Below are 20,075 nucleotides of genomic sequence, written 5' to 3'. Positions count from 1 at the left end.
TTTACCACGGCTTGTTCCTCCCCAATGCCGCCGCGACACGCTCCCAGCGCGACGCATTGGTCGAATCGATTTCGCCGCTCGCCGCGTGCGCGCGGCAGCCGCCGCGTTCCACGAGCGGGTCGGGCCGCACCATCCAGCCAGCCGCGCCGAGTTCTTCCTGCAAGTACGCATCGACGATAGGCAAATCGGCGGGATTCACGATCAGCGTCGGCGAACCCGTGAGTTCCGGCTCGGCCGCGATCACTTCGCGCGCCACGGTGACGAGCGCCGTCGGATCGTGCGCCAGATGCTGCCGCACCACTTGCTGCGCGATATCGACCGCGAGCGTGGCGAGCGTTTCCGCGATGGCGGCATCGGCGGCTTGCAGCGCGATCCTGAACGCATCGGCGATTTCCGCGAGACGCGCCGCTTCGGCGAGCGCTTCCTTGCGGCCGTCCTCGAAACCCTTGGCGTGCCCTTGTTCGAAACCGGCCTGATACCCGATCGCCTGTCCAGCCACATGACCCGTGGCGAGACCTTGCGCATGCGCGTCTTCCTCGACGCGGCGCAAATGCGCTTCGAGCGCTGCCTGATCCGCCGCGCTGTGGTCCACGGTGACGGGATCGAACGAAGCCATCTCCCAGCGTTGATACGCGGAGAGCGGCGCCTTCGGGTTCTGGGCCGGATTAGACATATGCATCCTCTGCCTTGCCGCCTAATTGAATCTGGCCGTTTTCCGCCAGATTACGCACCACCTGAAGCACCTTGCGTTGCTGCTGCTCGACTTCCGACACACGCACCGGACCGCGCGAATCGAGGTCTTCCGCAAGCAATTCGGCCGCGCGTTGCGACATGTTCGACAGGAACTTCTGACGCAACGCGGGCTGCGCGCCCTTGAGCGAGACGATCAGCGTTTCGGATTCCACTTCCTTCAGCAGCAACTGGATCGCGCGGTCTTCCAGGTCGAGCAGGTTCTCGAACACGAACATCTGGTCGATGATCTTCTGCGCGAGTTCCACGTCGTATTCCTTGACGTTGTTGATCACGCCCTCTTCATGGTTGCTCGACATGAAGTTGAGAATCTCGGCCGCCGTGCGGATACCGCCCATCGGCGCGCGTTTCAGGTTGTCGCTGCCGGAGAGAAGCGTGGTCAGCACATCGTCGAGTTCGCGCAACGCGGCGGGCTGAATACCGTCGAGCGTGGCGATACGCAGCAGCACGTCGTTACGCAGACGGTCGTTGAGCAGCGAGACGATTTCCGAAGCCTGATCGCGGTCCAGGTGCACGAGGATCGTCGCGATGATCTGCGGATGCTCGTTCTTGATGAGTTCCGCGACCGCGCCCGAGTCCATCCACTTCAGACCTTCGATACCGCTCGTATCGCTGCCTTGCAGAATCCGGTCGATGAGCGCGCCAGCCTTGGTTTCGCCGAGCGCCTTCGTGAGCACCGAGCGGATGTACTCGCTCGAATCGAGCGACAACGCGGTGTGCTGCTCCGCTTCGCTGACGAATTCGGTCAGCACGTTGTCGAGCTGCTCGCGCGTCACGTTCTTGAGCGCCGCCATGGTCGCGCCGATCTTCTGCACCTCGCGCGGAGCGAGATACTTGAAAACTTCGGCGGCTTCTTCCTCGCCGATCGACATCAGGAGGAGCGCGGCTTTATTGAGACCTTCAGCGTTCATCGGACACCCAGTTCTTCACGACCGTCGCCACGATTCTCGCGTCCTGACGCGCCACCATGCGCGCGTAGTCGAGATTGCGATCGAACTTGGCCTTGTTGCTTTCATGACCGAGGAGACTTACCTCGGCATCCTTGTCATCATCGTCATTCTTGGCGCCGCCTTCGAGCGTCGGGCCGTCGAGCAGCGAGAGTTCGTCTGGCGCGTTGAGCGAGGGCGCCGCCGGTTCCGGCACGGGGAAGGCGCGGCGCATTGCCGGCTTCACCATGCTGAAGTACAGGAACAGTGCGACGATGCCGATGCCCACGTACTTCGCCAACTGAATACCGCGCATGATCATGTCCGGCGTGCGCCACCACGGCACATCGGGCGTCACGTTCTGGTCGGAGTTGAACGCGCTGTTCACCACGTTGACCGAGTCGCCGCGCTTCTCGTCGTAGCCCATCGCGTCCTTCACGAGTTGCTGGACTTGCGCGAGCTTGTCGGCGGCGAGCGGCGTCATCGTGACGTTGCCCTTCGCATCGACCTGACGCTGATAGTTCACGACCACCGCCACCGAAAGACGCTTGATGCCGCCTGTCGCCTGTTCGTAGTGGCGCACCGTGCGGTCCACTTCGTAATTGGTCGTCGTGTCCTTGCGCAGGTTCTGCGGCGTGGACTTCGCGGCGGCAGCGCCGGTTGCGTCCGATGCTCCGCCCGTGACCGGCGCGGATGCCGGCTGCGGCGGCTGGTTCGACAGCGCGCCCGGCACTCCCGACGGGCCGCTGCCCGAGGTTTCGCTGGATTCGCTCGATTGCTGGCTGCGGATCGACGTGTTCTGCGGGTTGGCGTTCGGGCCGTAGCTTTCGGCGGTCTGTTCGAGCTTCGAGAAGTCGATGTCCGCGCTCACTTGCGAATGCGCGTTGCCGCCGCCGAAGAGCGGGGAAAGAATGGCGTCGATGCGCTTTTGCGTGTTGTGCTCGATCTGCTGCACGTACTTCAGTTGCGATGCGTCGAGACCGTTCGCGGCGCTCTGGTTCGTGAGCAGGTTGCCGTCCTGATCGACGATATTCACGTTCTTGACCGGCATGTCCGCCACGCCCGACGACACCATGTGCGCGATCGCCGAAACCTGTCCTTCGTCGAGCACGCGGCCGGGAAAGAGGTTGACCATGACGGACGCGGTCGGCAGTTCCTTGTCGCGCACGAACACGCTCGGCTTCGGAATGGCCAGATGCACGCGTGCCGACTTCACGGAGGAAATTGCGCCGATGGTGCGTTCCAGTTCGCCTTCGAGCGCGCGCTGGTAGTTGATCTGCTCCGCGAACTGGCTAATGCCGAACTTTTGGTTGTCCATCAGTTCGAAGCCGACCGAGCCGCTTTTCGGCAAGCCCTGGCTTGCGAGGCGCAGACGCGTTTCGTGCACCGACTCGGCCGGAACGAGGATCGCGCCGCCGCCGTCGGAGAGCTTGTAGGGAATGTTGCCCTGCTGGAGCGCGGCGACGATCGCACCGCCGTCGCGGTCGGAGAGATTCGAGAACAGCACGCGGTAGTCGGGCTGGCGCGTCCACATGACGAGCCCCGCCACGACCATCGCCAAGATCGCCACGGCGATGATGAGCGGCACGCGCGGGTTCGAGCGGAATTGCGAGAGCATCGGCATGCGCTGAGCGAAGCCGCCGAAGTCGGCGCCGCCAGCGCCGCCGGTGAGGCTGGGGCTCGCGGCGCTCGCCGAGGCGCCAGGCTGCGCGCCTGCCAGGCCCATTCTGGCGTCTGGCGTGATCAGTGAGTTGTTGGGCGTATCCATTTAGCGTCGAAGCTCCGAATCTTTTGCGTTCCCCTCTGGCCGGTCGTACTGCCCGTGATGCGGCGCCGGAGGACTTTTGACGAGATGGATTATCCGCAGAAGATTGCAAGTCGATTCGGCGAATAGAGCCGGGTTTCCCCCGTTCTTCCGGCGCTTTGGAAAATGCCGCGCTGCTAATCTTTCTCGTACTCGGTAAAAGCGTTCGGACGACCGTTCGCACGACGCCCCGAACCCGGCGACGAGCGTCTTTCGCACTTGGGCGCTGAACCGGCTCTTTACTTGTCAATCGGAGACACCATGAACTTCCCGATCAATCCGCTCACCTCCGCGCTGAGCACAATGCAGTCGATGGCGACGCAGGCCGCCGGCAGCCCCACGGTCGCCACGGGCGCCGTATCCGGACAGGACGCGGGAATCGGCCAGTCGGGCGCGGTGAGCGCGGGCACGTTCGCGGACGCGCTGCAGTCGTCGATCAGCAAGATCAGCGACAACCAGACGAAGGCGCTGTCCGAAGCGCACGCATTCGAAATCGGCGCGCCGAACGTTTCGCTCAACGACGTGATGGTCGATATGCAAAAGGCCAACGTCGGCATGCAGTTCGGCTTGCAAGTACGCAACAAGCTCGTGTCGGCCTACAACGACATCATGCAAATTTCGGTGTGACGCGCTGTGGCTGGCGCGTGCCTTTCGAATCCGTCCCCATCATGCCGATACGGCCCCAGAGCCTTGCGCCCTAAAGCTTTGCCGCGATTCTCCGATAACCTCGATAACAGCACGGCGAACGATGGTTCGATCGCCAGCACCGATTCTTACCGGTCGGACGAAGCGGCCTTTGCGCCGTCGTCCGAGCACCGCGCGCCACGTGCCGCGGGCGTTATTCGGTATCGCATAAGGAGAACCACGGATGTATTCCCCAGGACAGGCGGGAGCCAACGCATATGCACGCGTCGGCGTTCAGACAGGGGTGATGGGAGCGAGCCCGCACCGGCTGATCGTGATGCTCTATCAGGGCGCGCGGCAGTCGATTGCACAGGCGCGGATGCACTTGCAGCAGAAGAACGTGGGCGCGCGCGGAACGGCGATCAGCAAGGCGATCAACATCATCGAGACCGGGTTGCAGCAGGCGCTCAACAAGGAAGCGGGCGGCGAAGTCGCGCTGCGTCTGGACGCGCTGTACTCGTACATGGCACGCCGGCTCCTGGAAGCGAATCTGAACCAGGACGAGTCGATGCTCGTGGAAGTGGACAATCTGCTGGCTACGCTCGAAGAGGCGTGGGTCGGCATTGGACCGGAAGTGGCGAGAACGACCGCGGCAGCCGTCTGAGCGGCAGCCATGGCGACTGCCTGACAAGAATGAATACCACAGACGAATATTTCGCGCACTACGAGGCGATTGCTGCGCTGTCCGGCCAGATGCTGGCTGCGGCGCGCAGTGGCGAGTGGAGCGAATTGAAGACGATGCAGGGCAGGTATCGCGAGTTGATCGAACGGTTGAAGGACGTGGATACCGGCTCGGAACTCGACGACACCGCCCGTGCGCGCAAGCTGGACCTCGTGAAGAAGATCCTCGCCGACGACGCCGCGATTCGCGACCTCAGTTCGCCGAGCCTCGCGCGTCTTTCCGCGCTCTTCACGACCAACAGCCCGGCGCGCGTACTTAAAAAGATGATCGGACTGCGCTAGACAACGCGGCTTGCGACGGAAAACTCTTCCGGCGTCTGGCCCGGCCCTCGCGCGCGGTCTTTCCAGGATGCCGGCATGTCAGGACTCGATTCCGCGATCGCCACGATTATCGCCAGCCGGACCGAGCTCCTTCTGTCCGCGCTGCGCGCCAACGCCGGTTCGACCGGCCAGACGACCACGCAGACGGGCGTTTCCTTGTCCGTCGCGACGCCCGCCGGAACCGCGGCGGGCGCATCCGCGCCGACGCTCGCTCCGGTGGCGTCCGCGCAAACCGAACTGTCGAGCGTGGCCCGCACGCTCGATGTCATTTCCCGCCTGGGCGGCGCCGCGCCCGCGATTCTCGGTGATACCCCGCTCTGGCCGACACCGCCGCGTCCCGCGAGCGCGTTCGCCGCGCTGACCACGGGGCTTTTCGATACCGCTTTCTCCTCCAATGCCGCCGCCGTCGCGGCCGCGCGTGCGGCGAGCCAGAATCTGCCGCCGTTGCCGGCGTCCGCGCTGGCATCGGAGCTTGCGAAAACGGTGGCGCAAAGCGGCCTCTTCTACGAGTCGCATCTCGTGCAATGGATGGCCGGGCAGCGCAGCACGGCGTCGCTCGCGAGCGAACCGCAGGCGCGCATCGATCCGCGCGCGCTGACCTTGCTGCTCGATTTGCCGGGCGACGAAAGCATCGCGCGCGATACCGCCTTCGACGACACGCGCCCACCGGCGTTTGCCTCGACACAAACCGATCTGTCCGATCTGCACGCCGAAACGCATAACGTCGCGATGCCGCAAACGCCGCAGCAGGCGGCGGCGCTCGCGGCATCGGTACGGGATGCGCCCGCGCTGGCGCTGTCGAATTCGCAAAGCGCGCCGTCCGCGCCCGCTTCGCCGCTCGCCGCGCCGCAGCCGAGCCAGCATGAATCGGCGCTGCAGGCATCGCTCGATGCGGGTATTCATCCGGCGACGCTCACGGTCGTGCGTCAGCAACTCGACATACTCGCCAACGAGCAATTCCGCTGGCAGGGCGAAGCGTGGCCGGGGACGCGTTTCGAGTGGGAAATAGCGCGAGAGCCGCGTCCCGCCGTGGATACCAGCGAGGAACGCGCGTGGCGCACGCGCGTCACGTTGTCGTTGCCCGCGCTCGGCATGGTGGACGCCGAACTCGTGCTGACCGGCGACAAGCTGGTCGCGCGTCTGAGGGCGAGCGATACGGGCGCATCGCGTTTTTCCGCCGATGCCGCCGCGTTCCAGCGTCAGCTCGAAGCGGCGGGCATCGCGCTGGCGTCGTTCAGCGTGCGTTCGATGGATGGCTCGGGCGCCGCCACGGGCGACATCGACCTGGACGCGCCGAAACCGGTGCGTTCGCCGCTCGAGCATTTATTCCGCGCGCCGCCGGGTGGAGAAGTGACATGAGCAATCCACTGTATTCGCGCAAGCAGGCCACCGCGCTCACTTACGATGCGGGCAGCCGCGAAACGACGCCGCGCGTCGTGGCGAAGGGTTACGGCGTGGTCGCGGAAATGATCGTGCAGCGCGCGAAGGAAGCGGGCGTGTATGTCCATGACTCGCCGGAAATGGTGTCGCTCTTGATGCAGGTCGATCTCGATTCGCATATTCCCCCCGCGCTTTATCAGGCGGTGGCGGAGCTGCTGGCCTGGGTTTATCGGCTGGAGAACGAGGAGCCGGTGAGGGAAGCGGGACGCCGCTAAAACTCGAAAGCCCGCCTCACGATCGCCGCATGATCGAAGCGCGCGGGCAACGTGCCATACACGCGGCCGGTTTCGCCGCGCGCATCGCCCAAACGGGTTTCGATGAACGCCTGTGCCACCTCGTCCGGCGCATGTCTCGCCAGCAATACGCCTTGTGCACATAAGGTCAATTGCTGCGCGATGCGCCGCGCCGATGCCTCGCGCGACGCCGGATCGCTCGTCAAACTAGTCAAGAGCGTCTGCAAAGCCGCGCCGAGCGCCGGATGCGCGCTTGCCGTATCGCGCCAGTCGTCGAATAGTGCGTGCGCCGCGTCCTGCTCGCGCTCGAACGCACGCAGCACGTCTAGACACATGACGTTGCCCGAACCTTCCCAGATCGAATTGACCGGCGCCTCGCGATAAAACCTCGCCATCGGCCCGGTTTCGACGTAACCGTTGCCGCCCCAGACTTCCATCGCCTCGCCGGTGAATTCGAGCGCGCGCTTGCAGACCCAGAACTTCGCCGCAGGCGTGACGATGCGCCGCCACGCGCGTTCGCGCAACGCCGCTCCCGCCGAGGCGCTCTGCTCGAACGCCCCGGCCAGCCGCATGAACAGCACCGTCGCGGCTTCCGATTCCAGCGCGAGGTCGGCGAGCACGTTGCGCATCAAGGGCTGATCGGCGAGATGCGCGCCAAACGCGCTGCGATGCCGCGCATGATGGATCGCTTCGACCAGCGCCGCGCGCATCAACGCCGCGCTGCCGATCACGCAATCGAGCCGCGTGTAGTTCGCCATTTCGATGATGGTCGGCACGCCGCGTCCTTCATCGCCGATCATCACGCCGTAGGCATCGAGAAACTCGACTTCGCTGCTTGCGTTCGAGCGGTTACCGAGCTTGTCCTTCAGACGCTGCACGTGCACGGCGTTCTTGCGGCCGTCGGGCACAAAGCGCGGCACGTAGAAGCAGGAGAGTCCGCCTTCGTCCGCCGTGCGCGCGAGCACGAGATGCGCGTCGCACTGCGGCGCCGAGAAAAACCACTTGTGTCCGATTAACCGATAGTCCCCGCCGCGCCCGGGTGTGCCGAGCGCATGCGCGCGCGTGCGATTGCCGCGCACGTCGGAGCCGCCCTGCTTTTCGGTCATGCCCATGCCGATCAACATCGATCGCTTGCCGGCTTCGAGGGCGATGTCGCGCGAATCGTGCTCGCGCGACAAGAGCGGTGCGGCGAGCCGTTCATAAAGCGCGGGTTCATTGCGCAAAACGGGGATGCTCGCGAAGGTCATCGTGACCGGACACAGCGATCCGGATTCGAGTTGTCCGTGCAGAAAGTAACCGGCGGCGCGCGCGGCCATCGACCCGGCGCGCGCCGAAGGTTCGAACGGCAGCGCGTGCAGACCTTCTTGCCGCAGACGTCGCAGCAGTTCATGCCAGGCCGGATGAAACTCGATTGCGTCGATACGCTCGCCACGCGCGCTGTGCGTGCTCAGCTCCGGCGTATGCCGGTTGGCGAGATCGGCGAGCGCGAGCACTTCCGGTTGTGTAAGCGCGCGGCCGTCGCGGTGGAGCGCCTCGGCATGCCAGTGCGCGCCTTCGCGCTCGAGCGCGGCAACGAGCGCGCGGTCCGCGGCGAAGGCGTCGTAGTCAACAAGCGGCGGCGACTGATTCGTGACTTCGTGTGTCTCGAACAAGGGTGCGTGGTTCATCGTGTGTCTCCCGTGCGAGCTTGCGTCGGCTAATCGCAACACGCGTGGTCAAAAATGATCCTCTATCTCTATTTAACGATGATAGGCCGCACGCCCGACTAGCGTGTAGCGCTGCCGCTCGCTTCAATCTGGCCGGGCGCTCGCGTTTGGTCTTAAACCATTCCTATATTTTTCTGATGCGAACTCTTAAAGACCAACCGGATGAGAGAAATCCGATTGTTTGGCTACCACGGCTGACGGACAGGAGGCCGAACCTATAATCGCCGAGACCCTTATGGCCTGAGGTTTACAGGCCTCTTCTGGAAGTCTTCTCAATGAGCATCAACCTCAATCAACTCGTTCAAGGCGCCTTGACCGAGAGCGTATTGCAACACCTGGCTGCACGCGTTGGCTGCACGCAGGAGTCCGCGAGGCGCGTCGTCGGACTATGCGCGCCAGCACTCATCGGCTCGATGATGAACAAGGCGGCGTCGCTGGATGGCGCACGCAGTCTGTTTGCATCCGTCATGTCGCCGGGCGTGAACACGCATATCGCCGAGGAACTGCCGCACTTCGTTCTCAACGACGAAGGCATGCAAACGCTCCTCGCCACCCATTCGACGGTGGATGGCGTCATTGCCTCGCACGACAATCTCAATGCGCTCGCCGAGCGTATTTCCGAATACACGGGCGTGGCGGCGAGCGCATCGCGCACGTTGTCCGGCGTCGTGGGCGCGACCATTCTCGGTATCCTCAAGCGCTATTTCACGCAGCACAACGGCCATATCGGCCAGTTGCCCACGCTGCTCGGGCATCAATTGCCGGTCGTGCGGGCCAACATGACGGATTCGTTCGCGAATGCGCTGGGGCTCGGCTCGGTCGGCGCGTTCCTCGCGGGCGTGGCCTCGCGGCTGAAGGCGGTGTCCTCGCATCTCGGTCATCCGGCTACCCAAGAAGCAGCGTCGTTCCCCATTCATGGCGAACAAGAACCGGCCGTGGAAACCGCGCAAACAAACGACAAGGGTCCGCGCCGCAAATGGCTGTGGGTCGCCAACGCCGCTGCCCTCGCGTTGCTGGCCGCGCTCGTTGCGCGCGGCTGTTCGACCGAAAACAAGTCGAAAGACGTGACGGCCGAAACGCGCACGGACGCCTCGCCGGCATCCGACGCCGCATCTGCATCCAGCGCCAGCGCTAGCGCTAGCGCTAGCGACGATCAGGCATCGCAAGCCACGGCTGTGGCGCCCGATCAGGCATCGTTGCCGACCATTTTGCCGGGCAAGGACGCAAGCCTGTCCATGACGGTCGACGCCTCCGGCATTCCCACGCTGAAAGCCACGGTGAATAGCGAGCAGGAACGTCAACGCCTGATCGACATGCTGTCGGCCAAGCTCGGCGCGGACAAGTTCCACGCGAACGTGACCGTCGATCCCGACACGAAGCCCGCCGCTTGGCTCGACAAGCTCGAAGGCCTGCTGCCGTTGATGACGCTGCCGGGCGCCGATCTGCAGATTACCGGCGACACGATCACCCTGAGCGGCGGCGCAAGCGAGCCGAAGCTCGGCTGGGTCGACAAGCTGAAGGCGCTGTTCGGCGCCGGCTGGACGGTCGGCACGCAATCGGTTCCGGTTGCGGCTCCGGCATCGGAAGCGCAAGCCAATCAAGATGCGGATGCCTGCTCGGCTCCGGCTATCGTCAAGACGCTGAACCTGAAGCCGGTCAACTTCGGCACGGGTTCGAACACGCCGCCGCCGGTTGCCATGGCGGCGCTCGCTGCATCGGCGAAGGCGCTGAAGGCCTGCGACACGCAAGCAAAGCCAATTCGGCTTCAGATCGCGGGCTATTCGGACAACACGGGCGGCGCGGCGCTGAATCTTCAGTTGTCGAAGAAGCGTGCGGAAGCGGTGCGTTCGTACCTCGTTCAGCACGGCATTCCTTCTGATTCGCTGACAGCTCAAGGCTTTGGCGACGCCAATCCGGTCGCCGACAACTCGACCGCCGCTGGCCGCATGGCTAATCGACGTATCGAGTTCAAGCAAGCCGACTGAGCGTCACGCGCCATCTCGGCGCGATGCGTCGAAAAAGCGCCGGACCGCTCTAAAGCGGTTCGGCGCTTTTTTTACTGCGCACCAGGCGCGTCAGGCAAGGGAACTCCCGTTCAACGCATTACAGCGCCTCGCCACGCTTCAGCCGCGGAAAGCCATCGGCCATGAAATCCTGATCGACATTCGCGGGCAGTATTTCGCGCGCGACTTCGATCCACGCTCGCGCCGCATGCGACAGATATCCGTTGCGCCGCCAGCCGACGGCCATATCCCAGCGAATCTCGGGCGCGACGACCGGCCGGCAGGTGAACGCCTCGGCATCCAGGCGGCCACAATAAGGCGCGGGCAACAGCGCGATGCCGATGCCAGCCTGCACCAACGCCGCCATGAAATCCCAATGCCCGCTGCGACCGACGATCGTCGGCGCGAACCCCGCCGCGCGGCACGCGTTCAGCACGACGTCGTTGAGCGCGAGACTTTCGCCGTAGAACACAAAGGGTTCGGCTGCCAGATCGGTGAGCGCTACCTCGTTCAGACCGTCCCAGCGCGAACCTTTTTGCGCCACGAGCCACAAGAGTTGCCGGCTGACGGGCAGCACATCGAACGTTTCGGCATCGACTGGCTGCAGCACGCCGCCGAGTTCGAGTTCGCCTTCGATCAACGCAGCCTCGATCGCCTTTGACCCTTGCTCGAACAGCTTCAGCTCGATCTTCGGATACCGCTCCCTGAAAGCAGCAATGACGGGCGTGAAGAGCGCGCCGCCCATCGGCGGAATGCCGATCGTCAGCGTGCCGCGCCCGAACGTGCCCAGATCGTTCAGTTCCGCTTCGAGCCGCGCATGGGCCGCGAGCACATCGACGCCACGCTGATAGACGATTTGTCCGGCATCGGTCAGAACCATCTGACGGCCTTCCCGCAGTAAAAGCGGCGAGCCGACCTCGTCTTCCAGTGACTTGACCATTTTGCTGATGGTCGGCTGAGTGACGAACATATGCTCGGCGGCAGCAGTGAAGCTCTTTTGCTTAACCACCTCAATGAAATACCTCAACGCGCGCAGTTCCATGTGAGATTCCAGATTGGAATGATTTGGATAATGCTAAGTCATTTTTTTTATGTAAATGGTGCACTTATACTCCGTCTACAGGTTAACCCTAGTCATTTGCCCCGAGCCCGCCATGTCCACCGTTCTTTCCGCCCCATCCGCTTTCGCCAACGCCCGCATGGCGCTTGCTCGCGTGACGCGCATCGCGATTCAATCGGCGGCGCTCGCGGCGATCTGGTTCGTCGCGGACCTGGCCGCGCGCAAGCTGGCGCTGCCGGTGCCAGGTGGCGTCGTCGGACTAGTCGCGTTGTTGGCGCTTCTGTTCTGCGGCGGCGTGGCGCCGCGCTGGGTCAAGGCGGGCGCCGACTGGCTGCTGTCGGACATGCTGCTGTTCTTCATCCCGGCGGCCGTGGCGGCGGTGCAATACGGCGGGCTTTTCATGGAAGAAGGCTGGCGTTTGGCGCTGGTTGTCGTCGCGGGAACGCTCATGGTGATGGTGGCGGTGGCGTTCGCCGTGGATCGGGCGGCGCGCCTGGAGCGTCACCTCGCGCTGCGCCGGGCGCTCAACGCGCGGCAAGCGGCGCGCGCCTGAGCCATGAGCCACTTCTACGCTTCGCTGCTCCAAGACGACGCTGCACGCCTGATCGCTGCCGGATGCTTCGTGATGACCGTCGTCCTGTACTTCGTGTCGAAGCGTCTTTATGCGCGCTTCAAAAGTCCGTGGCTGACGCCGCTTCTGGCTGTCCCGGCGGTGCTTGCGGCGATCGTCGTGACGGCGCGCATTCCATACCCCGTCTATTTCGCCGATACGCGCTGGCTCATGTGGCTGCTCGGGCCAGCCACCGTCGCGTTCGCGGTGCCGATCTACGAGTACCGGTCGCTCCTGAAGCGGCACTGGATTTCGTTGAGCGTCGGAGTGACGGTTGGCATTCTGGTGGCGGTCGGCGGGTCGATTGCGCTTGCGAAGTTGCTGCATCTGTCGCCGGAACTGCAGCGCAGTCTCGCGACGCGTTCGATATCGACGCCATTTGCGCTCGCGGTATCCGACAAGATTCACGCGCCGCGCGATCTGACCGCGCTTTTCGTCATCGCGACGGGCGTGTGCGGCATGCTCTTCGGCGAGATCGTGCTGGCGCTGGTGCCGCTGCGCACGCGGCTTGCGCGCGGCGCGTTGTTCGGCGCGGCGGCGCATGGCGTCGGCACCGCGAAGGCGCGCGAACTCGGGAACGAAGAGGGCGTCGTCGCCAGCTTGACGATGATGATCGCGGGCGTGGTGATGGTGCTGCTCGCGCCGGTTTTGAGCATGTTGCCGATATAGGCAATTACGCGCATGCGCCGCTATTTAGGAGTTTTCGCTGGCGATTCGCGTGGCATCTCTTGCGACAATCCGGGCTCAATTTTTCCGTTCGAGCCAAATGTCACTAGTCTCCCAGCACCCTGGCGTCTCAGTCATCATCCCTTGTTTCAACTCGGCAAAAACGCTGGCACGCGCGCTCGAAAGTTGTCTTTCGCAAACCGATGCAGCGCAGATCATCGTGGTAGACGATGGCTCGCAGGACGCATCGGCGGCGGTTGCGAAGTTTTATTCCCTCAAGGACCGACGCGTCGAGCTGGTGCAGATGCCGGAAAACGGCGGTCCGGCTCGGGCGCGCAATCGCGGTGCGAACTTTGCGGCACACTCCATTCTTGCGTTCCTCGACGCCGACGACGAGTACCAGCCAGGCGCACTGGCGACTGCCGTACTTTATCTGCGCAACACGCCTCGGCAACCCGCAGTCCGTTTCAGCGCTGATTTCAGCGACTTTCCCGCCGATCTGCGTGCTTTCCCCGACTTCGAACGCCACGCCGACATCATGAGCGACACGGTGGCGAGCACGCTCGTGATTCAGCGTGCGACCTTCCTCGCGCTCGGCGGCTTCCCTACAGATGAAGTCTTCCGGCGTTATGGCGGCGAGGATTCGGCGCTTTCAAATGCAATCATCGACATTTACGGTTGTTATCGCCTGGAAGCCAGGAAAGGCGTTCGCGTCCACTATCATCCGGGGAGCCACGTGGCGTTGTATTTCAGCCGCGCAGGAGGCGCCGAAACGCCGTTCGACGAGCATTGGGCGACTACCGAGGCCATCCAACAGTTCGTCGCACGCGCCCGCGCGGCGATGTCCGGCAATTGCTGAGTCAATAGTCGATCGAGCCTGAACGCCTCCATACGCTTAGTCACCCCCATCAATCAGACTGCGCTTAATCCCGCATTCGCATTCCGCCGACTTTTGCTACAATCTTCGCTCGCCCCCGAGGAGCGTTGCGACGGGTTTCACCCGCCAGGCTCGGAGGCTTCAATCGGACGGTTCGAAGGCACATAAACAAGCCCGCTGAGCCACCGCATCGAACGGCGCTCACGTCAAAATTTCTAGTCTTTTTTAGAAAGGAGGGCGTGATGAACGCCGCAGTTCTCGATTCCAAGAATTCCCAGGATTACGTTGTTGCCGACATGTCGCTCGCCGCATGGGGCCGCAAGGAACTCGACATCGCCGAAACGGAGATGCCCGGTCTCATCCAGACGCGCGAGGAATACACGGCGCAACAGCCGCTGAAAGGCGCGCGCGTCGCAGGCTCGCTGCACATGACCATCCAGACCGGCGTGCTGATCGAAACGCTGACCGCACTCGGCGCCGACGTGCGCTGGGCATCGTGCAACATCTTCTCCACGCAGGATCACGCTGCCGCCGCCATCGCCGCGGGCGGCACGCCGGTGTTCGCGTTCAAGGGCGAATCGCTCGACGAATACTGGGAGTTCTCGCACCGCATCTTCGAATGGCCGAACGGCGAATTCGCCAACATGATTCTGGACGACGGCGGCGACGCCACGCTCTTGCTCATCCTCGGTTCGAAGGCCGAAAAAGACCGCTCGGTCATCGGCAAGCCCACGAATGAAGAAGAAGTCGCGCTGTACAAGTCGATCGCTTCGCACCTCGATACCGACCCGACCTGGTACTCCACGCGCCTCGCGCACATCCAGGGCGTGACGGAAGAAACGACCACGGGCGTGCATCGTCTGTATCAGATGGAGAAGGAAGGGCGTCTGCCGTTCCCGGCCATCAACGTGAACGATTCGGTCACGAAGTCGAAGTTCGACAATCTTTATGGCTGCCGCGAATCGCTCGTGGATGGCATCAAGCGCGCCACCGACGTGATGATCGCCGGCAAGATCGCGGTCGTGGCGGGCTACGGCGACGTGGGCAAGGGGTGCGCGCAGTCGCTGCGCGGTCTGGGCGCCACTGTCTGGGTCACGGAGATCGACCCGATCTGCGCGCTGCAAGCGGCAATGGAAGGCTACCGCGTCGTGACGATGGAATATGCCGCCGACAAGGCCGATATCTTCGTGACGGCAACGGGCAACTACCACGTCATCAACCACGACCACATGAAGGCGATGCGCAACAACGCCATCGTCTGCAACATCGGTCACTTCGACTCCGAAATCGATGTCGCTTCCACGCGCCAATACACGTGGGACAACATCAAGCCGCAAGTCGATCACATCATCTTCCCGGACGGCAAGCGCATCATTCTGCTGGCCGAAGGACGTCTCGTGAATCTCGGCTGCGCAACCGGCCATCCGTCGTTCGTGATGTCGAACTCGTTCACGAACCAGACGCTCGCGCAGATCGAACTGTTCACGCAAGGCGACAAGTACGAGAACAAGGTGTATGTGCTGCCGAAGCATCTCGACGAGAAGGTCGCGCGTCTGCATCTGGGACGTATCGGCGCGGAACTGACGGTGCTTTCGACGGAGCAGGCCGGTTATATCGGCGTCGACAAGAACGGTCCGTTCAAGCCGAACCACTACCGCTATTAATCCGCTACTGACAAGGCACGCGGCGGCGTGGCCGCGCACGGATCGGGAGGTTCGAGCGCGGTACAAAGACACATTGCATCAACCGGAGAACACTCGATGACCGTGCTGCTGACATGGCTGATCAACGCGCTCGCGCTTCTGATCATCACCTATCTCGTGCCGTCGATCCACATCCGCAGTTTCGGCACGGCGCTCATCGTGGCCGTGGTGCTCGGGCTCATCAACGCAGTGCTGCGCCCGGTGCTCATCATTCTCACGTTGCCCGTGACCATCCTGACGCTCGGCCTCTTCATCCTCGTGGTGAATGCGCTGTGTTTCTGGCTGTGCTCGTCGCTCTTGAAGGGCTTCGAGGTGACGGGTTTCTGGTCCGCGTTCTTTGGCTCGATTCTCTATAGCATCGTGTCGTGGCTTCTGTCGGCGCTCATCTTCGGACAGCGCAACTTCGGCTGACGCCGCGCACACCACGCCTCGCCGCGCGTACACACACCACCATGAAACCGATCGAACTTTCATTCGAGTTTTTCCCGCCGAAGACGCAGGAAGGTGTGGACAAACTGCGCGCCTCGCGCGCGCAACTGAAAACGCTCGCGCCGAAGTTCGTCTCCGTGACGTTCGGCGCGGGCGGCTCCACGCAGCAAGGCACGCTCGACACCGTGCTCGAAATGGCCGCGGAAGGCTTCGAAGCGGCGCCGCATCTGTCTTGCATCGGCTCGTCGAAAGACAGCCTGCGCGCGATTCTTTCGCAGTATCGGGAGCACGGCATTCGCCATATCGTCGCGTTGCGCGGTGACTTGCCTTCGGGCATGGGTGAAGTCGGCGAGTTGCGCTATGCGTCCGAACTCGTGGCGTTCATTCGCCAGGAGCACGGCGACTGGTTCAACATCGAAGTGGCGGCGTATCCGGAGTTTCATCCGCAATCGCGTTCGCCGCGCGCCGATCTCGAAAACTTCGCGCGCAAAGTGAAGGCGGGCGCGAACTCCGCGATCACGCAGTACTTCTTCAACGCGGACGCCTACTTCGAATTCGTCGATGAAGCGAAAAAGCTCGGCGTCGATGTGCCTATCGTGCCGGGCATCATGCCGATCACCAACTTCACGCAGTTGATGCGCTTTTCCGAGATGTGCGGCGCGGAAGTGCCGAAGTGGATCGCGCGCCGGCTCGAAAGTTACGGCGACGACCGCGAGTCGATCCGCGAATTCGGCGTCGATGTGGTGACGGGTCTGTGCCAGCGTCTGATCGACGGCGGCGCGCCCGGCTTGCATTTTTACACGCTCAACGGCGCGTGGGCGTCGAAGACGGTTTGCGAGCGGCTCGGCGTCAAGAGCGTCTGAGTTTGTTTTACCCGCGCGGCGTTCGTCCGCGCGGTCCTTACTTTCCTCCTCGTTTAGCACTTTTTTCGGGCGTTTTAGTACCCGACGGCGCACTTTGCGCAGGCTGCCGGCACCTTGCGCGGATATTTCGCCATCCGAGCTATCACGCTTAGACATAGGCGATAACCTAACCGCATCGAACCAACCGGCAGCCGTAAATCCAGTGGGGAAAACGACCACACACGTAATATTTGTTCATGCTAGGGTAGCGCCCGAATTTGCTTGCGCCGTTTCATCCGGCAGATTCGCACGGCTGGCAGCACCGCCGATGCGATCAAGTAATATCGCGCTACGTCAGTTGAAAGCTGGCATCGACCTGGAGGAAACATGAAGAAGAATGGCCTGTTGCGAGTCGCCCGCGTGTCGGCGCTCATGGGCGCCGTCGCCACGGCAACGCTATTCGCGGCGAACGTCGCGAATGCCGCCATCCCCAACAAGACGCTGGTGTACTGCTCGGAAGGCAGTCCCGCCGGTTTCGATCCCGCGCAATACACCACCGGCACCGACTTCACCGCGAACACGTTCACGGTTTATAACCGCCTCGTCGAATTCGAGCGCGGCGGCACGAAGGTCGAGCCGGGTCTCGCCGAAAAGTGGGATGTGTCGGCGGACGGTTTGACCTACACCTTCCATTTGCGTCACGGCGTGAAGTTCCAGACGACGTCGTACTTCAAGCCGACGCGCGAATTCAACGCGGATGACGTCCTCGTCACGTTCAACCGCATGCTCGACCCGAACCAGCCGTTCCGCAAGGCGTATCCGGTTGCGTTCCCGTACTTCACGGACATGGGCCTCGACAAGCTCATCGCGAAGGTGGAGAAGGTCGATCCCTACACCGTGAAGTTCACGCTCAAGGAAGTGAACGCGCCGTTCATCCAGAACATGGCGATGGAATACGCGTCCATTCTCTCGGCCGAATACACGGACAAGCTGGTGAAGGACGGCAAGGCCGCCGACATCAATCAGTATCCGGTTGGCACGGGACCGTTCATCTTCCGTAGCTATACAAAGGATGCGACCATTCGCTTCGACGGCAATCCGGATTACTGGAAGCCGAACGCGGTGCAGGTGTCGAAGCTGATCTTCTCGATCACGCCCGATGCCGCCGTGCGCGTTCAGAAGCTGAAAAGCAACGAATGCCAGGTGATGAGCTATCCGCGGCCAGGCGACATCGAGTCGCTCAAGTCCGCATCGAATCTCGATACGCCGTCGCAGGCCGGTTTCAACGAAGGTTACGTGGCCTATAACGTGACCAAGAAGGGGCTGGACAACACCGACGTGCGCCGCGCGCTCGACATGGCGATCAACAAGAAGGCGATCATCGATTCCGTGTATCAGGGCGCGGGCCAGGCGGCCACCGCTCCGATGGCGCCAACTCAATGGTCCTACGACAAGAACCTCAAGACGAGCCCGTACGATACGGCCAAGGCCAAGGATCTGCTCGCGAAGGCCGGCTTTCCGAACGGCATGGATATCGACCTTTGGGCCATGCCCGTGCAACGCGCGTACAACCCGAACGCACGTCTGATGGCCGAGATGATCCAGGCCGACTGGGCGAAGATCGGCGTGAAGGCAAAGATCGTGTCGTACGAATGGGGCGAGTATCTCAAGCGCGCGCACGCGGGCGAGCATCAGGCGCTCTTGATCGGCTGGACCGGCGACAACGGCGACCCCGACAACTGGCTCGGCACGCTGCTCGGTTGCGACGCGGTGAAGGGCAGCAACTTTTCGAAGTGGTGCTATAAGCCGTTCGACGATCTGGTCGTGAAGGGCCGTTCGACGAGCGACGTGGCGGCGCGCACGAAGGCTTACATGGACGCGCAGCAGATCTTCGCGCAACAGCTGCCGTTCTCGCCGATCGCGCATTCGACGGTGTATCAGCCGGCCAGCAAGAAGGTGACGGGCCTGAAGATCGAACCGCTCGGCTATGTGCGTTTCGACGGCGTGGGCATGCAGTAAAGCGAGAGCATCCGCAAAACGCAGCTTGTAAGCGGAACGCTTTTTGCACTAAACCATAATTAGTCGAACAGGACCGGCGGCGCGGGTCGAAAACGACCCGCCCCGCCGGTCACTCTTCCAAATCCCCAAGTACGAACCAAAGGGCGATCATGTTCCGATTCGTTTTGCGACGCATAGGAATGGTGATACCGACGTTCATCGGCATTACGATTCTCGCGTTCGCGCTCATCCACCTGATCCCGGGCGACCCCATCGAAGTGATGATGGGCGAACGCGGCGTGGACCCGGCGATGCACGCCGAAGCCATGAAGCGCTTAGGTCTCGACGAGCCTTTACCGCTTCAATATCTCCACTATGTCGGCCATGCGCTCAAGGGCGATCTCGGCATGTCGATCATCACCAATACGAGTGTGATGAGCGAATTCATGGCGCGCTTTCCGGCGACCGTCGAACTCTCCATCTGCGCGATGATCTTCGCGCTCATCGTCGGTCTGCCGGCGGGCGTGGCGGCGGCGCTCAAGCGCGGCACGGTGGTCGATCATGGCGTGATGGGCACCGCGCTCACGGGCTATTCGATGCCGATCTTCTGGTGGGGCTTGATCCTCATCATGTTCTTCTCGGCGAGGCTCGGCTGGACGCCGGTGTCGGGGCGGATCGCGGTGGAATACGACATTCCGCACGTCACGGGCTTCATGCTGATCGACTCGATCTTCTCCACCGATGAAGGCGCGTTCAAGTCCGCGGTGAGCCATCTGATATTGCCGACCATCGTGCTCGGCACGATTCCGCTCGCGGTGATTGCGCGCATGACGCGTTCGTCGATGCTCGAAGTGCTGCGCGAGGACTACATTCGCACGGCGCGCGCGAAGGGGCTTTCGCCGTTGCGCGTGGTGATCGTGCATGCGTTGCGCAATGCGCTGATTCCCGTGGTGACCGTGATCGGCTTGCAGGTTGGCACGTTGCTCGCGGGTGCGGTGTTGACGGAGACGTTGTTCTCGTGGCCGGGCGTCGGCAAGTGGCTGATCGATGCCATTTCGCGTCGCGATTATCCCGTCGTGCAGGGCGGCATTCTGATGATCGCGTCGCTCGTGATCTTCGTGAATCTGATCGTCGATCTGCTGTACGGCGTGTTGAATCCGCGCATTCGCCATACAAGGTGAACATGTACCACCCCCACGCTCACATTCGTTCGCTGCCCCCCAAGGGGGCGCATGCCTCTCTTGAGGCGGCTCGGCGAGAGGCATAAACATGTACCACCCCCACGCTCACATTCGTTCGCTGCCCCCCGAGGGGGCGCATGCCTCTCTTGAGGCGGCTCGGC

19 protein-coding genes and 1 riboswitch are annotated in these 20,075 nt (G+C 62.8%); of the genes, 14 read left to right on the top strand and 5 right to left on the bottom strand.

The window, feature by feature from the left end:
* Nucleotide 1 precedes the first annotated feature (1 nt).
* From fliH to fliF, 3 genes are read right to left on the bottom strand one after another with little or no spacing between them, the layout of a single operon-like run.
* A complete protein-coding gene (gene fliH, locus NCR40_RS12955; protein ID WP_250466034.1) occupies nucleotides 2-673 on the bottom strand; it encodes a flagellar assembly protein FliH in 672 nt (223 codons plus the stop codon).
* Entirely contained in the window at nucleotides 666-1,661 is a 996-nt protein-coding gene (gene fliG / locus NCR40_RS12950) for a flagellar motor switch protein FliG (protein ID WP_244826535.1), read from the bottom strand. The genes fliH and fliG overlap by 8 nt, the downstream gene beginning before the upstream one ends.
* Nucleotides 1,651-3,444, bottom strand: a complete 1,794-nt coding sequence (gene fliF / locus NCR40_RS12945; protein ID WP_244826534.1) for a flagellar basal-body MS-ring/collar protein FliF — start codon at nucleotides 3,442-3,444, stop codon at nucleotides 1,651-1,653. Before fliF ends, fliG begins: the two co-directional genes overlap by 11 nt.
* 297 nt (nucleotides 3,445-3,741) lie before the next feature.
* Between fliF and fliE the strand changes: the two genes are divergently transcribed.
* The 5 genes from fliE to NCR40_RS12920 all read left to right on the top strand — a co-directional run bounded on the left by fliE (nucleotide 3,742) and on the right by NCR40_RS12920 (nucleotide 6,821).
* On the top strand, nucleotides 3,742-4,107 hold the full coding sequence (fliE, locus tag NCR40_RS12940) for a flagellar hook-basal body complex protein FliE (protein WP_244826533.1): 366 nt from the start codon (nucleotides 3,742-3,744) through the stop codon (nucleotides 4,105-4,107).
* Nucleotides 4,108-4,348: 241 nt separating this feature from the next.
* Entirely contained in the window at nucleotides 4,349-4,768 is a 420-nt protein-coding gene (fliS, locus tag NCR40_RS12935) for a flagellar export chaperone FliS (RefSeq protein WP_244826532.1), read from the top strand.
* Nucleotides 4,769-4,797: 29 nt separating this feature from the next.
* Nucleotides 4,798-5,127, top strand: coding sequence for a flagellar protein FliT (locus NCR40_RS12930; RefSeq protein WP_244826531.1), 330 nt, complete (start codon nucleotides 4,798-4,800; stop codon nucleotides 5,125-5,127).
* Nucleotides 5,128-5,202: 75 nt separating this feature from the next.
* Entirely contained in the window at nucleotides 5,203-6,525 is a 1,323-nt protein-coding gene (gene fliK / locus NCR40_RS12925) for a flagellar hook-length control protein FliK (RefSeq protein ID WP_250509633.1), read from the top strand.
* On the top strand, nucleotides 6,522-6,821 hold the full coding sequence (locus NCR40_RS12920) for an EscU/YscU/HrcU family type III secretion system export apparatus switch protein (RefSeq protein ID WP_244826529.1): 300 nt from the start codon (nucleotides 6,522-6,524) through the stop codon (nucleotides 6,819-6,821). Before fliK ends, NCR40_RS12920 begins: the two co-directional genes overlap by 4 nt.
* On the opposite strand, the gene NCR40_RS12915 is transcribed toward NCR40_RS12920, so the two are convergent.
* Entirely contained in the window at nucleotides 6,818-8,506 is a 1,689-nt protein-coding gene (locus tag NCR40_RS12915; RefSeq protein ID WP_250466028.1) for an isovaleryl-CoA dehydrogenase, read from the bottom strand. The genes NCR40_RS12920 and NCR40_RS12915 overlap by 4 nt on opposite strands.
* A 314-nt stretch (nucleotides 8,507-8,820) precedes the next feature.
* Between NCR40_RS12915 and NCR40_RS12910 the strand changes: the two genes are divergently transcribed.
* On the top strand, nucleotides 8,821-10,530 hold the full coding sequence (locus NCR40_RS12910) for an OmpA family protein (protein ID WP_250509632.1): 1,710 nt from the start codon (nucleotides 8,821-8,823) through the stop codon (nucleotides 10,528-10,530).
* A gap of 118 nt (nucleotides 10,531-10,648) precedes the next feature.
* Here NCR40_RS12910 and NCR40_RS12905 read toward each other — a convergent pair whose 3' ends face one another.
* Nucleotides 10,649-11,590, bottom strand: a complete 942-nt coding sequence (locus NCR40_RS12905; RefSeq protein ID WP_250509631.1) for a LysR family transcriptional regulator — start codon at nucleotides 11,588-11,590, stop codon at nucleotides 10,649-10,651.
* 112 nt (nucleotides 11,591-11,702) lie between these two features.
* On the opposite strand from NCR40_RS12905, the gene NCR40_RS12900 reads away from it, so the two are divergent.
* The 8 genes from NCR40_RS12900 to NCR40_RS12865 all read left to right on the top strand — a co-directional run bounded on the left by NCR40_RS12900 (nucleotide 11,703) and on the right by NCR40_RS12865 (nucleotide 19,914).
* On the top strand, nucleotides 11,703-12,161 hold the full coding sequence (locus tag NCR40_RS12900; RefSeq protein ID WP_250509630.1) for a CidA/LrgA family protein: 459 nt from the start codon (nucleotides 11,703-11,705) through the stop codon (nucleotides 12,159-12,161).
* Nucleotides 12,162-12,164: 3 nt separating this feature from the next.
* Nucleotides 12,165-12,887, top strand: coding sequence for an LrgB family protein (locus NCR40_RS12895; protein WP_250466023.1), 723 nt, complete (start codon nucleotides 12,165-12,167; stop codon nucleotides 12,885-12,887).
* Between the two features lie 97 nt (nucleotides 12,888-12,984).
* Nucleotides 12,985-13,743 (top strand): glycosyltransferase family 2 protein, encoded by a 759-nt coding sequence (locus tag NCR40_RS12890; protein ID WP_250509629.1) that lies wholly within the window; start codon nucleotides 12,985-12,987, stop codon nucleotides 13,741-13,743.
* Between the two features lie 111 nt (nucleotides 13,744-13,854).
* A riboswitch (S-adenosyl-L-homocysteine riboswitch) is annotated at nucleotides 13,855-13,971 on the top strand.
* A 32-nt stretch (nucleotides 13,972-14,003) separates the two neighbouring features.
* Complete coding sequence (gene ahcY / locus NCR40_RS12885; protein WP_250509628.1) at nucleotides 14,004-15,425, top strand: adenosylhomocysteinase; 1,422 nt, start codon at nucleotides 14,004-14,006, stop codon at nucleotides 15,423-15,425.
* 96 nt (nucleotides 15,426-15,521) lie between these two features.
* Nucleotides 15,522-15,875 (top strand): phage holin family protein, encoded by a 354-nt coding sequence (locus NCR40_RS12880; protein ID WP_244826521.1) that lies wholly within the window; start codon nucleotides 15,522-15,524, stop codon nucleotides 15,873-15,875.
* 41 nt (nucleotides 15,876-15,916) lie between these two features.
* The gene (gene metF, locus NCR40_RS12875; RefSeq protein WP_244826520.1) at nucleotides 15,917-16,756 is read left to right on the top strand and encodes a methylenetetrahydrofolate reductase [NAD(P)H]; all 840 of its coding nucleotides are present in this window, start codon (nucleotides 15,917-15,919) and stop codon (nucleotides 16,754-16,756) included.
* Nucleotides 16,757-17,122: 366 nt separating this feature from the next.
* Nucleotides 17,123-18,754, top strand: coding sequence for an ABC transporter substrate-binding protein (locus tag NCR40_RS12870; protein ID WP_244826519.1), 1,632 nt, complete (start codon nucleotides 17,123-17,125; stop codon nucleotides 18,752-18,754).
* A gap of 149 nt (nucleotides 18,755-18,903) precedes the next feature.
* Entirely contained in the window at nucleotides 18,904-19,914 is a 1,011-nt protein-coding gene (locus NCR40_RS12865; protein ID WP_244826518.1) for an ABC transporter permease subunit, read from the top strand.
* The last annotated feature ends 161 nt before the right edge of the window (nucleotides 19,915-20,075 follow it).

It is taken from the genome of Caballeronia sp. GACF4 (assembly GCF_023631025.1).
Classification (GTDB): Bacteria; Pseudomonadota; Gammaproteobacteria; order Burkholderiales; family Burkholderiaceae; genus Caballeronia.
This window is presented reverse-complemented; position numbering and strand designations above follow the sequence as displayed.